This window comes from Ktedonosporobacter rubrisoli, assembly GCF_004208415.1.
Lineage (GTDB): Bacteria > Chloroflexota > Ktedonobacteria > Ktedonobacterales > Ktedonobacteraceae > Ktedonosporobacter > Ktedonosporobacter rubrisoli.
The window spans coordinates 5367255-5380802 of sequence record NZ_CP035758.1 but is presented as its reverse complement, the minus strand read 5'-3'; the positions used below and the strand labels follow the sequence as shown (position 1 = coordinate 5380802).

General features: G+C 52.5%; 13 protein-coding genes. All 13 read left to right on the top strand.

All coding sequences use genetic code 11. The annotated features are described in order from the left end of the window. Positions 1-95: 95 nt before the first annotated feature. The 13 genes from EPA93_RS23485 (at position 96) to EPA93_RS23435 (ending at position 13548) form a co-directional block, all read left to right on the top strand. A complete protein-coding gene (locus EPA93_RS23485) occupies positions 96-1685 on the top strand; it encodes a reverse transcriptase/maturase family protein (RefSeq protein WP_129889839.1) in 1590 nt (529 codons plus the stop codon). A 640-nt stretch (positions 1686-2325) separates the two neighbouring features. Beyond that, positions 2326-2520 carry an IS4/Tn5 family transposase DNA-binding protein gene (locus EPA93_RS49930; RefSeq protein WP_242527479.1) on the top strand — a complete coding sequence of 65 codons (195 nt, stop codon included), beginning with the start codon at positions 2326-2328 and terminating at the stop codon, positions 2518-2520. 82 nt (positions 2521-2602) lie between these two features. Then, positions 2603-3016 carry a hypothetical protein gene (locus EPA93_RS49925; protein WP_242527478.1) on the top strand — a complete coding sequence of 138 codons (414 nt, stop codon included), beginning with the start codon at positions 2603-2605 and terminating at the stop codon, positions 3014-3016. Continuing rightward, positions 3017-3706: an IS4 family transposase gene (locus tag EPA93_RS49920; protein ID WP_242527477.1), complete on the top strand. Its 690-nt coding sequence runs from the start codon at positions 3017-3019 to the stop codon at positions 3704-3706. 131 nt (positions 3707-3837) lie between these two features. Beyond that, a complete protein-coding gene (locus EPA93_RS23475) occupies positions 3838-4518 on the top strand; it encodes a zinc ribbon domain-containing protein (RefSeq protein ID WP_129889838.1) in 681 nt (226 codons plus the stop codon). A 946-nt stretch (positions 4519-5464) separates the two neighbouring features. Then, on the top strand, positions 5465-6160 hold the full coding sequence (locus tag EPA93_RS23470) for a hypothetical protein (protein WP_129889837.1): 696 nt from the start codon (positions 5465-5467) through the stop codon (positions 6158-6160). After that, positions 6153-7301: an FAD-dependent oxidoreductase gene (locus EPA93_RS23465; protein WP_129889836.1), complete on the top strand. Its 1149-nt coding sequence runs from the start codon at positions 6153-6155 to the stop codon at positions 7299-7301. Before EPA93_RS23470 ends, EPA93_RS23465 begins: the two co-directional genes overlap by 8 nt. A 67-nt stretch (positions 7302-7368) precedes the next feature. Beyond that, positions 7369-8409: a homocysteine S-methyltransferase family protein gene (locus tag EPA93_RS23460; RefSeq protein ID WP_129889835.1), complete on the top strand. Its 1041-nt coding sequence runs from the start codon at positions 7369-7371 to the stop codon at positions 8407-8409. Positions 8410-8654: 245 nt separating this feature from the next. Next, positions 8655-9827 carry a 3-dehydroquinate synthase gene (locus EPA93_RS23455; protein WP_129889834.1) on the top strand — a complete coding sequence of 391 codons (1173 nt, stop codon included), beginning with the start codon at positions 8655-8657 and terminating at the stop codon, positions 9825-9827. 204 nt (positions 9828-10031) lie between these two features. Further along, entirely contained in the window at positions 10032-10355 is a 324-nt protein-coding gene (locus tag EPA93_RS23450) for a hypothetical protein (RefSeq protein WP_207229637.1), read from the top strand. Then, positions 10352-11161: a TatD family hydrolase gene (locus tag EPA93_RS23445; RefSeq protein WP_129889833.1), complete on the top strand. Its 810-nt coding sequence runs from the start codon at positions 10352-10354 to the stop codon at positions 11159-11161. The genes EPA93_RS23450 and EPA93_RS23445 overlap by 4 nt, the downstream gene beginning before the upstream one ends. Positions 11162-11455: 294 nt before the next feature. Beyond that, the gene (eboE, locus tag EPA93_RS23440; protein ID WP_129889832.1) at positions 11456-12673 is read left to right on the top strand and encodes a metabolite traffic protein EboE; all 1218 of its coding nucleotides are present in this window, start codon (positions 11456-11458) and stop codon (positions 12671-12673) included. Further along, complete coding sequence (locus tag EPA93_RS23435; protein WP_129889831.1) at positions 12670-13548, top strand: UbiA family prenyltransferase; 879 nt, start codon at positions 12670-12672, stop codon at positions 13546-13548. Before eboE ends, EPA93_RS23435 begins: the two co-directional genes overlap by 4 nt.

The following is a 13548-nucleotide window of genomic DNA, read 5'->3' as shown; positions in this document are numbered from 1 at the left end:
ATGTCCGACCACAAGAACTGTGGGATGGCCTACGGGTGGCGACACCTATGGTCACGGAACCCCCATAGTAGTCTGAGCGCAGGAAAGCTGCGTACATGGCGAAGGGGCACCTCTCTAACGAGAGGGAGAGCTTCCCGCTGACAACGGGGAGCAGGGTAGGTACCGACGAGTCTTGCATAGGAATGGTACGCGAGATGCGAACAGCCGAAACTATTCGAGGGCTCATTCAAGAACGAGGTAAAAAAGGGTTGCCGTTGGAGCGGGTCTACCGCCTCCTCTTCAATCCAGAGCTGTATATCACGGCTTATAACAACATTTGCCTACATAAAGGGACGATTAGACCAGAAACTACGGAAAAGCCTGTAGCTGATGTGTCACTGGAGCAAGTCGAAGCCATCATTGAGATTTTGCGCAATGAACGGTACAGATGGAGGCCCGCATTGCTGGCCTCTATGGGGGGGAAAAGCTTAACCTGTACAGAGGGGAAAAACGCAGTCGGGCAACGCATGCCTGATTTACCTGTTTGGGCAGATGTTGTAGTCATGGAAGTCATGGGAATGATCCTGCAGGCGTATTATACGCCCCAGCCAGGTGCATATTCACATGGCTTCCAGCCAGCCCATGAACGCCAGAAGGCCTTACAGGAGTTGCTGTCTACCTGGTCGGCGCCTGTCTGGTTTGTTGAAGGGGATATTTCGCCTAGCCTGGCTAATCTGGATCAACAGGTCCTCTTAGCCTTGCTCAGTGAGAAAATAAAGGATGGTAGATTTCTACGGCTCATCAAGTTGTGGTTAGATGCTGGCTATCTGGCTGATGAACGCCTGATGGCTGTCCTGGGGGGTAGTCCGCAGCTTGGCACACTGCTGATCAGTCTCTATCTCACTAAGCTTGACGCGTTTGTAAAATGCGAACTCGCGGTTGTGGAGGGGAAGCAAGCCGCGACTGTTCGAACGAAACAAGATGCGGAGCGGGCCGCAGCCTTGTCGTCGCAGCCTAATGTAGCCATCAGGAGCGTATCACGCTTAGCGGGTGGAAAGGCCAGTAGCCCTGCCTTTCACACAAGTAAGTATGTGCGCTGTGGTGGCGAATTCCTTCTGGGTTTGCAGGGGACAAGGCAGGAAGCTGAGGAGATCAAAGCAAGGGTGAGTCTCTTTCTCAAGGAGGTTCTTAGGTGCGAGCTCTCCCAGGTCAAGCTTTGCGTTACGCATGCTCGTAAACAATCTGCTCGCTTCTCTGGCTACGCGGTCCAGGTTGGTGGGGGAAGAGCAGGTCAGACGGGGCGCAATGAGAAGGTGGATCATGCTCTCAGCTTATGTATTCCGGCGGAGGCTCTCAAAGCCAGATGCCAGCGATATATGAAAAATGGGAAGGCCGTTCATCGTGGGGCGCTTGTCCATAAGAGCGATGCCGCGATCGTCAGGCTCTACCAGATGGAGTATAGTTCATTTGTTGCATACTATCAGCTGGCCCATAATCGCTATAGCTTGAAAAAGCTGAAGTGGATTATGCAGCAGTCGTTAGTAAAGACGCTGGCCTATAAGCATAGAATGCCAGTTGCTGCTATCTATGCCAAATACGGAGCAACTTTTCGCTCCGGCTCGCGGGTTTTTGCAGGACTGCAGGTCGTTGAGATCAGAGGTAATGATGAGCTGTCAGTCGCCCACTGGGGCGCACAGCCTCTGTAGAGGAAGTAGGTAGGCAATCCTTTTAATGCGAATCGAAAGATTTGTATTGGCGAGTTTTGCCTGATGCGCTGGCCTGGAAGATGAGCCGGCGCCTGCTGCACCTATGGCTAAACCAGCAGTGCAGCAAATAATGTCTGTTTCTTGAAAGTGCGGTACTGGAGAGCCGTATGCGTTGAAAGGCGCACGTACGGTTCGGGGAGGGGGTGCCGGAAAAGGATCTCTTGTGATACCTCGCTGGCATTCTACTCTACATTAAACGTGAAACGTTAGATAGGGTACTGGAAGGTAGCGGGCCCCAAGAAGATGGCATCCAACAAGAAGCGGCGCTCTGATCCGTTTCTTTAAGGGTTCCGCCGCAAATAAAGTACACAAGGTTTTAACTGTATATGAAACACCAGGTTTTTACCTGCTAAGAATGTTTCTTGAAACACCCTATTAAGAGCTTCTGGATTTGATTAAGAGGGCTATCTGGTCCCTGGTTATCAGGCTTTGCTCTGGTACACAGTGGGCCAGATAGTTCGTTTTTGGGGGAAAAATTGTCTGCTCTATCCTGAAGGATAAATTTATCAATACGCCGCGTAAAACCCCTGCCTTGAGACCTGTCTTTTATACAGATTTTACAAAGGGTTAGAAGAGGAGGATGAACCCAAAAGCGATTCTGAACCCAGAAACCTGGGACAAAGAGACCTTTGGACCGTGCCACCTGAAAGACCTCCGTCGGAGAGGCCGTGCGGTCAAAATTGCTGCTCGCATGGCCAACGATGCTTCGGCCTCGTTGCCCGCCCAAATGCAGACGTGGAAAGAGACGATAGCCTTGTATCGACTGCTCGCGTGATCTGGATGTGACCTTTGAGGCATTGATGCAACCACACTTCCACCACACCCGCGAACGGGGAGAAAAGCAGGCCGTGGCCCTGTTGGTTCAGGATACGACCGATCTGGATTTCACGCATCGCCAGAAGATGGAGGGTTTGGGTCAGATCGGCAACCAGAAGGGACGTGGATTGTTCCTGCAAACGGTGCTGGCCGTGGTCCCCCACACGAGGGAAGTGCTGGGGTGCGCCATGCAGGAACCCTTTGTGCGCACGCCCATCCCAGAAGGAGAAACCCGCAGTCAGCGCCACCAGCGCAAGGAGCGCGAGACAGATGTCTGGATGCGCATGGTCAGCCGGCTGGGTCCGTTTCCTGCAGAGATGATCGTCGTCCATGTGGGAGATCGAGGAGCCGATCTGTTCCCTTTCTTTCTGGAATGCCAGGCCAACCACACGGCGTTTCTGGTGCGGGTGTTTGAAAATCGGCGCGTGGAGCCAGAAGTGGAGCCACAACAGTAGTTGTTGGAAACCATCCGCTCCAGGCCGGTTCAGGCCAGCCACCCCTTTCTGGTTCCGCGAACTCATGGGCGAAGAGCACGCCAAAGCGAAGTGCAGCTTTCCTTTGGCTCGATCTGCGTGATGGCGCCTCGGTGGGAAAAGCGGTGCGGCACCGAGCCGCTCCCTCTTTGGGCGATCCGGGTGTGGGAAGAAGACACGCCTGCCGACGAAGAGCCGTTGGAATGGCTCCTGTTGACCAGTGTGCCCACGACCACCATCGCCCAAGCATGGGAGCATGTCCAATGGTATGCTTGCCGTTGGACTGTCGAAGACTCTCACCAGTGTCTCAAAACGGGCTGTCGCATCGAAGAACGGCAAGTCCAATCGGTGGCACGCCTGATTCGCTTGTTGGGTCTGTTGTCGCCGTTGGCCGTTCGTTTGCTGCAATTGCGCAATCTCGCTCGTTGCGATCCTCAACGCCCGGCCCAGGAAGTGGTCGAACACGATGTGCTCGCCCTGGTCGCGACGCACACGGATCGCATTCCAGGGGAAATGAGCACGGCAACCTTCTGGAAAGCTGTTGCCCAACTGGGTGGCTATTTGGGTCGCCGTGGCGACGGGCCTGCCGGCTGGAAAACGCTTTGGAAAGGCTGGCTCCGTGTCCAGGCATGGCTGGAGGGCGTTCATCTTGCTTTTCATCTCCTTTTGTAAATTGTGTATAAAAGACAGGCCTTCTAGGCACGGGGTGCTTCACGTGACATATGACCTATAGACGTTTGCCCTTCTGAAGCGTCATAATAGACAGATAGAAAAGCTCTAAAAGCGAAGAAAGGCAATATGCTGTGGATACACGCTTTTATCAATCTCCTGATCTCAATATTGAGCGCCTGGCGCGCGATCTTGAAGAGACATTTCTCATACAGGGCTATCAGGTGCAGCACCTGGGCAATAGTGAACGAATGATTGTACAGTTGAAGAAGGGCGGCAGCCTGGAGACGCTCATCGGCATGAGCGCGGCCCTTACACTTACTATCCAGCGTTCGGCCGGTGGGGTAATGGCTATGGTTAGCGAGCAGGAATGGATAGATAAGGCGGCGGCAGGTGCCCTGGGCATACTGTTCTTGTGGCCTCTGGCTGTGACTGCTGGCGCTGGCGTCTTGCGCCAGGCTGTGCTGGAAGGGCAGCTTTTAAGTACGCTGGATACGCTTGTGATGCGGCAGCGCGCTGATGTGAAGATTGGGCCTTTGCCGCCAGAAATGCAGGCGCAAATGCAGAGGCAGGCACCGCCGACCGGCAATCCCGCCTCGGCGTCTCCGCAATCTGCTACAGGACCCAGGCCCGGACCAGGACAGATTCAATGCCTCAATTGCCAGGAAATAAATGAGGCTGAGGATTTCTATTGTTCACATTGTGGTAAACCGTTGTCTTTGCATAAACGACTCTGCCCTCAGTGTAAGGCTGAGGTTAAGGCTAATGCTGCCTTTTGCACAAAATGCGGTACTTCCCTGGCTGCTGACGCTTAACATGGAAATAGTTGCCAGGGTTGGCAAAGTAACCTGGCCTGGAAAGGGGAACAATTGCACCTTTCCAGGCTTGCCGCGCAGGGAGCGAAATTCTTCAATATTGCAAAAAAAGTGGCTTACCTCTGTTGACAAATGATTGTACCTTTCTTTACAATTAAATAAGAAGTAACCTCTCTTCACACGTGCGTTCATAAAACACTCAGGTCGAACAAAGATTTCATAGAAAAGGCATGAGATCTGTCAGGTTGTATGGATGTATGCGAGGCAAGTAAGAGATGATGCTTTGCCGGGCTGGCCGCGAACTTTTAATCGGGAGAAGTTTAGTAAGCCAGCTCTGGATAGGATGCATTAGCTGATCCCGAAATGGTAATTAAGCAAATTTTTGGGAGATTGCATCTATGAGACAAAATCGACGAATTTCGCCTGGAAGAGCTTTCAGGGATTTTGCTGAGGCCTTTCCTCGCTGCCTGCAGTTGTTGTCTGCTTCTGACCTGGCAAAATCCCCTCTTTCTCTGCTTCTGGGATCACTGCTCTGTCTGAAGACTTTTAGTAGTGAAAATGGCACTCTCGCGCCCGCGACGATGATGATTAACGCTCGCCCTCTCTTTTGCTCCTCTACCCACGCTCCAGGATTCCATCACTAGCACCTCCATTAATGACCTGCTATAACCAGGCAAAAACGCACAAAAACTTTAAAACTTCATTTCTTGTGGCGTTCTAGCTCTTTATTGCTGAGCTTTGCCTGATCTGCTGTTTGAGATCTTATCGGCAAGCCTGTTACTTCTTGTATTCAACTAAAAATGAAATCAAGAAGCGGAAAATGCTTGCACCTATGAATTATAAAAGCAACGCTTAATCTAGTTCAAGCCTTCATGATGGTGGCGATGCTAAGATCTCATGTCTCTTCTTATGGCCAAATCTGGTTGTTAACAAGGAGCAAAGCGGGATGTACGTGCACGAAAAGCCCACAACAGATCTACCTCTTGTCGATAATTCTGGCTATAGTTTGCGGAAAGGCAAGCTTGATCTGATTATTCTCAGGTATATGGCCATTAAGCTCTATATAATGCTACATTCGCCAGGCGTGGCAGAAGAGCAGGGCTTGCCCTGGCTTTACACGCTGGAGGAACGGCATGCGCGTTCACATCGTATCGTTATTTATGGTCCCCAGGAGCTATTATCTAGCAACGAATTGTATTTTGTTGGCTTTGTCAGCTGTAAACGCACCCCTGTTGATGCGCATGCTCTTCATGAGATGCAGCGCATAGATACAAAGCTCTTGGGCGAAATTGCCCAGGTTACTGATATTTTAAGCTATTCTTCGCTTAAATTGCATGCCGACAACTGGTTTAATCTCGTGTTGCTGAGGAGTAGCTATACACGGGCACAACTCAAAGAGCTTGCCACCCATCGTTACGCTTCCTATGCCTTAGCGCCATTGTATTATGAGTGGATACGTTTGCATAATGGTATATTGCGTGCAAGCGGGGCTCAGCCTGAGCTACGATTGCAAACGACAAAGTACTATACTTTTCCAGAAGGGCAAGCGCCCACTATGCGCCTGTTTGAACACAAAATGCTAGCGCCGGCAAGCGAGTTTTCGTTTGTTGAGCAAGAGAGGGGGAAAGGCAGTAATGAGTAAAAAGATCAAGGATCTGGTGATTATTGGTGGTGGTGTGATGGGTTTGTTTACAGCTTATTATGCGGCCGAGCTGGTTGACGAGATTACTATTCTCGAAAAATCGTATGTGGGCAATCCGTTGACAGCCTCGTTCAGTCGTACGCGCTCAATTAGAAATGACTATCTCGATCCGTTCTATGCGCGGCTGGCCTATGAGGCGCGCCAACTGTGGCTGGAGTTCCAGCGCGCTGCGGCTGAGCCTTGCCTGCTTGAGTGTGGTTGCCTCAACATTGCTAAAGAGGATGTTACGCCTGCCTTGGAGGAAACATATGCCATCAAGAGTTTTCGCACCTTAAGCGAGCTGCATCTCAGGTCGGAAGCATTGGATCAGGGAGCCTTGAAAGAGCGCTTTCCGCAGTTTGTGGCTGATTTGGGACGGCTGGATGTCGAGGCTGGCCTGCTCTACGTGCCGGCGGTGACGCAACGCTTGCAGGAGGTTCTGCGTGAGAAGAAGGTGCGTATCGTCGAGCATGTCGAGGTTGAGAAGATCGAGCAGCAGGCCGAGGGGGTGACGATCTCTAGTAGTGCTGGTGAGTACACGGCCAGGAAGCTGGTGGTTACCGCCGGACTGGGCACAAATGAGATTCTGCAGCGCATGCCAGGCTGCCGGACGCATTTTCCCTTGCAGCCGGATCGCCCCAGCCAGTGTAAATATTTTATCCCGCCTGAGCACAAGCGGGCTCAGTTTACCTCCGATGTGCTACCTGTCTTTGCCTATCTTGATGTGGGTATTTACGGGCATCCCATCTATGCCGGGAAAACGCCGGGCGTCAAGATCGGCTTTTACAATCCGCCGGACATTCAAAAGTTGAATACGCAGATTCGCGATGTCCATAGCTTTGTGGAGGCGTGCATGCCAGAGCTGCAGGACGCCGAGGCCGTCGATGTGCAGGACGTTGACCAGTGCTTCTATGATCTTGTCGCCGATGATAATTTTATCCTGGGCGAGGTGCCGGAGTACGAGAATGTTTACGTTGGAGTTGGCTGGCGCGGAACCGGCTATAAATATGCGCCCTGGATTGGCCGCGTGCTTATGCAACTGGCCCTGCAGGCGGGAACAACCTATGATATCAGCAGTTTCTCGCCGGCGCGTTTTCGGTGAGGCAAGCGTCACGTTTTAGGATGGACAAGGCTGCTTAAATCTTTATTAGCGAGAAGGGAAGACAACTATGCAACGAGCAACGAGCAAAGGTATCTTAGAGCGCTTACGTGACAATGGGGTAGTGCTGGGCGGCGAAGGTTATGTATTTGAGTTAGAGCGTCGCGGCTATATCAAGGCCGGGCCCTATGTGCCCGAGGTGGTCCTGGATTTTCCCGAGGCGGTGAAAGAGCTGCATCGCGAATATTTGCGTGCCGGCTGCGAAGTCATGGTAGCGCTTACCTATTATGCGCATCGCGAGAAGCTAAAGGATGTGGGTCGTGAGAATGATCTTGAGTTGATGAATCGGCAGGCCGTCCGCCTGGCCAACGAGGTTGCGCGTGAGGGTGATGCACTTGTGGCCGGCAATATCTGTAATACCTGGGCCTATGATCCGCAGAATGTCTCGGAAAGCTCCAAAGTCGTGCGCGGTATGTACGAGGAGCAACTTGGCTGGGCTGTGGAGGAGGGAATTGATTTTGTGATTGCAGAAACTAATGACTATCTTGGTGAGGCCTTGATTGGCCTGGAAGTCATCAAGCAGCTGGGCTTGCCGGCAATGGTAACCCTGGCGACCGTGCAGCCCGACAAGACGCGCGACGGCTACGATTATGTCGAGGCCTGCAAGATTCTTGCCGATCATGGCGCTGACATCGTAGGTTTAAATTGTGATCGTGGGCCTGCGACCATGCTCCCGCTAATTGAAAAGATACGGGCCACGGTGCCCGGCTATGTCGCGGCCCAGCCAGTGCCGTACAAGACGCACGAAGGTGCCCTTACCTTTGAATCTTTGCAACTGGAGAATGGCGCGAGAGCCTTTCCCCTGGGATTGGAGCCGTTTTTGCACAACCGTTTTGAAATGGCCGACTTTGCGCGGCGCGCCAGAGCGCTTGGCATAAACTATATTGGCATATGCTGCGGCGGATCTCCGCATTATGTGCGCGCTATGGCCGAGGCCCTGGGACGAACACCAGCGGCGAGCAAGTATTCGCCAGCCATGGACCTGCACCCTATGCTAGGCGCACAGGTGGAAGAGAAGGATAAAGTCTTCCTTGGCGATTGGAAGGATTAGCTCTGCCACGTTTGGGATAATAGATAAGGGCTTCAGCGCTGCCTATGATGGGGAGCCTGGAGCCCTATTTGAGCTAAGGAATTGTCCAGCTTTGCCGATAGTTATGCTCTGATAGGAAACGTCCCGACAATTTTGTATGTTGAGTACACTGTACTTAGTGCTAGTGGTATGACAAGGTATGCTCAGCAGCGTAGAGGGCGGGTTTGTGTAGTGCGGTCAAATAAACGTGTATGTGGTGTTGAGTCATGCAACCTCTGTGTCAAACTGTGCAGGTAAATTATCGTTATGCAGTGCATTTTACCAGCCATCTCTTCGCTTGTGAGAATGCTCTTCTGCGCGAGGTAATCGGTGCCGGCGAAGAGCATGCGCCGCAGAAGATATTGTGTGTCATAGACGCTGGCGTCTGTCGCCATCATCCCGCTCTTTCCGAGGCTGTTGAGGCCTATTGCCTCGCTTCTTGCCAAACTTTGCAACTTGTTTGTCCCCCGCTACAGGTGCCGGGAGGAGAAGGCGCAAAGAATGATTTTGCGAATGTGGCGCTTATTCAGGAAGCTATCCATCGCTATGGTATCTGTCGCCATTCCTACGTGCTGGCGATTGGAGGGGGAGCGGTTCTGGATATGGTAGGCTATGCGGCGGCTACCGCGCATCGTGGAGTACGGCTGATACGGGTGCCAACAACTGTTCTGGCCCAGAATGATGCGGGGGTAGGAGTCAAGAATAGCATTAACGCTTTTGGTAAGAAGAATTTTATCGGTACATTTGCACCCCCCGTCGCCGTATTCAATGACGAGCATTTTTTAACGACGCTTTCGCAGCGTGACTGGTGTAGTGGGGTTGCCGAAGCTGTGAAGGTGGCTCTTCTCAAAGACGAGCGTTTCTTTGCCTATATCGAGGAACAGGCACGCCGGCTGGTTGAGCGCGATATGCAGTCCATGCGCTGGACCATCTATCGTTGTGCGCAACTTCATCTTGAGCATATCGCCAATGGTGGCGATCCTTTTGAGACAGGTTCATCCCGACCGCTGGACTTCGGCCATTGGGCGGCTCATAAGCTGGAGCAGCTATCGAGCCATAGCCTACGCCATGGAGAGGCCGTCGCGATTGGCATTGCCCTTGACACGACGTATGCCTACCTGATAGGTTTGCTGCCAGAGCAGGACTGGCTACGTATCTTGCGCGTGCTGTCATTGCTGGACCTGGCTATCTATACCCCTGAGTTGGATCAGTCTCTGCACGATTGTCAGAACTCCCGCTGTATCCTGGCTGGCCTGGATGAGTTCAGGGAGCACCTGGGAGGCCAGCTTACCCTTCCTTTGTTGGAGCGCATTGGCCGAAGTACCGAAGTGGGTGCTCTTGATAGAAATGTATTGGGGCAGAGCATTGCGCTCCTCAGAAAACGTCAGTTGTTCCGGTAAGAGAGTCAGAAAGGAGACGTGCTTGTTCCGAATCCCTCAAGCTATTACGGACGTCAGGCCTTTTTTGGACTTGTAGCGTTAACTCTCGCCACCTTCTGTAGGATAAGGCTGTGGGCTTGCCATTTTCCCACGCTGAGGGCTGCCAGCAACGTAAAAGGGCGGATCGATGCTTGAGGCACTTCCGGGAGCAGGTACTGCGCAAATATGATGAAAAAATATGAGGGCTCGTGTCGGCTATCACAGCAGCAACTGATAGATGAATACTTTATGGATGTGCGCGCGAAACTGCTGGATGTGGCAGCTTTTTTAGATCGCATTGATCGCTCTGTGGAGTGCAATGCCGAAGAGGATTTCAGAATGATGGCGATGCGCGAAGGGCTACAGGCACTCTGTACCCGAGCGCCTTATCGCGTGCGCACAATCCAGATGATCTTTAGCGATCCCACCAGGGAGCCATTGTCAGAGCTGGATCGTAAGAGCGCCTTTGGGGCCTATGATTATCATAGAGATAAGGAAGGGTTACGATGAAATATATTGACATGCACGCTCATATGGTCTCCAGGACGACAGATGATTATGAGCAGATGGCGCTCAGCGGTTGTGTAGCGCTCACCGAGCCGGCTTTCTGGGCGGGCTATGACCGTCAATCTTCGCTCGTCTTTGTTGACTATTTTAATCGTTTAACCGATTTCGAGCCAACGCGTGCCGCGCGCTATGGTATTCAACATTATTGCTGGCTGTGCCTCAATCCTAAAGAGGGCGAGGATAGAGAATTGGCCCGCGAGGTATTGGAGATCATCCCGCGCTTCCTGGAACGGCCAAATGTGCTGGGCATTGGAGAGATTGGGGTAAATCGTGTAACGCATAATGAGCTGGCTACTTTTATTGACCACGTAGAGCTAGCTTTAGGCCATCAGCAACTGATACATATTCATACGCCTCACCTGGAAGATAAATTCAAGGGTACCAGGGCCATTGTTGATGCGCTGCTCGCCGATGGTCGTCTTGAGCCGGGCAGAGTCATGATCGACCATGCCGAGGAGCATACGATTGAAATGATTCTTGCGCATGGCTTCTGGACAGGCTTGACGCTCTATCCGCAGACAAAGACGTCTGCGGCCCGGGCTGTCGATATGATTGAGATGTACGGGAGCGAGCGGCTCTGCGTGGCCTCTGCCTGCGATTGGGGCCCGAGCTTGCCAACGGCTATCCCTCATTTTGTGCTGGAGATGCGTCGGCGGGGCCATTCTGAGCAATTGATTCGCAAGATAGTGTATGAAAACCCGATAGAGTTCTTGCGCCAGTCAGCAAAATTTCGCCTGCCGCTTGAGTAAGCAGGCAGCTGCTATCTGTCAAGATTGACGCGGTGAGGGAAACCAGCGGGATCGTCAAGGGGGCACCGTTGTCAAATGAAGTCAGAGGAAGCACTATCTAAGCGGAGCGCTAGAGGTCTTTCAGGATTCCTGTGGTGAGGGAAACCAGCGGGATTGTCAAGGGAGCGCCCTTGACCTGGGGCCTGGGGCTGTGCCCCAGCTTCTCCCTTTCCCACCGCCGCCCGCAGGCGGCGCGCGTCAAATGAAGTCAGAGGAAGCACTATCTAAACGGAGCGCTAGTGGAGGGACGGAAGCATGTATAAGTATGGAGGAACAGGATATCCTTTTCATCTGACATACTGCACTAATATTCATCCTGGCAACGGATGGAGCGAGGTGTATGCCAACTTGCTGCACTATGTGCCGGCGCTTAAGGCGCGTCTGGCTCCACATAGCGATTTTGGTCTTGGCCTGCGTCTATCGGCTACGGAGACGCATGAGCTCTTACAAGGCGAACATTTACCGCAATTCCACTCTTTTCTAGCGCAGCATGGTCTTTATGTGTTTACCTTGAACGGCTTTCCCTATGGCGCATTTCATAATGCACCTGTTAAGGCTGCTGTCCATACGCCTGACTGGCGCAGCGAGGAGCGCGTGGCCTATACTTTGCGCCTGATCGATATCCTGGCCTTTTTATTGCCAGCTGGGCTTGAAGGCAGTATCTCGACCAGTCCACTTTCTTATAAGCCCTGGATTGCTGAGCAGGACACGGCAAGCTGGCGTCTCTTTGCCCAGCAGCTTGCCTGTGTGGCGGCCAGGCTCGTGCATATCAAACAGCAGCAAGCTAAACTGCTCTATCTGGCGCTTGAGCCGGAGCCCGATGGACTGCTGGAGAATAGCGCTGAGGTGGTGCGCTTCTATACCGATTGGCTACTTCCATACGGGGGGCGCTGGCTAGCTGAAGCGCTGGCTATCTCTCAGGAGGCGGCACGTGACTATCTCCTTGAGCATATCAGGGTCTGCCTGGATACCTGTCATATGGCCGTAGCTTATGAAGAGCCGGAGGAAGTTTTACAGAACTTTGCGCGCGTGGGTATTAAAGTTGGCAAGGTGCAGCTGAGCTCGGCGCTAAAAGTAGTTTTTCCGCCTGATAAGGCTACGCGTGCGCAATTGGCCCACCTGCTGGCTCCATTTGCCGAGTCGATTTATCTGCACCAGGTCGGGCAACTGAATTGCGATGGCAGCTTTGTGCGTTACGCTGACCTGCTGGATGCCCTGCCTCATATCGAGGACAGCCAGGCGGCTCAGTGGCGCATTCACTTTCATGTACCTATCTTTATGGAGCGCTTCTTTATGCTACAATCGACGCAGGAAACCTTGCTGGCAACCCTGAAGCTTCTTCAGCAGAAACCCTTCTGTCAGCATTTGGAGATAGAGACGTATACCTGGAGCGTTCTGCCAGCAGCTTTGAAAAAAGATCTAGAGGACTCGCTTGCGCGTGAGTACGCCTGGGTGTTGGAGTATTTGCGATGAGAGGGAAGCTTGCGGCTCGACATCCCTGGCTACAGTCCTTGCTTGCCCATCTTATGTTGGCGCGCATCTCGAATAGCCCCACGGTGGTTAGCAATGTGCTGGTGGGAGTTGCCCTTGCCGGCTTGGCAGTACCTGATGCCAGGATTATACCCATCGCCTGTAGTATGGTTCTGCTCTATACAGCAGGAATGTATCTCAACGATGTGCTGGATTATGAAACCGATTGTCGCGAAAGGCCCGAACGGCCTCTCCCAGCACGCTTGCTCTCTCGTAAGCAGGCTTTGCTTGGAGCTGGCATTCTGTTTGCTTGCGGCGCTCTGTTGCTATTGTGCGCTGGTTTGCTGGCCTTCCTGAGTGGGTTGCTGCTGATCCTGTTGATTATTGCTTATGATGAATGGCACAAGGGAAATTCCTATGCCCCCTGGCTGATGGCCTTTTGTCGTGTCATGGTATATGCTACGGCTTTCCTCGCCCTATCTTCTTTCCCGCTGGCGAACCTTTTCTTGCCAGCTCTCCTCCTCTTGCTCTATATCGTGGCCATTTGTTCCGTGTCGAAGTTTGAGCACGAGGCAAATTCAGCCCACACAGGTATAGCGGCTCTCTTACTCCTGCCTTCCGGGTATTTCTTTGTGCATGTGACGCTTTTAAGCTGTGCTTTAGCTTTTGCTTTTATTATCTGGGTGACGTATAGCGCATCCTTTGCCTATCATCGGCAAAAGCGCCATATTGACCGCTCAGTAGGGCTCTTACTTGGGGGAATATCGCTCTTTGATGCGCTGGTACTGGCCGTTGCTGGCTGCTATCAGATGGTCATTGTGGCTTTGCTTATGTTTGGGTTGACTATCTATGCGCAGCGCCATGTACGGGGGACATAA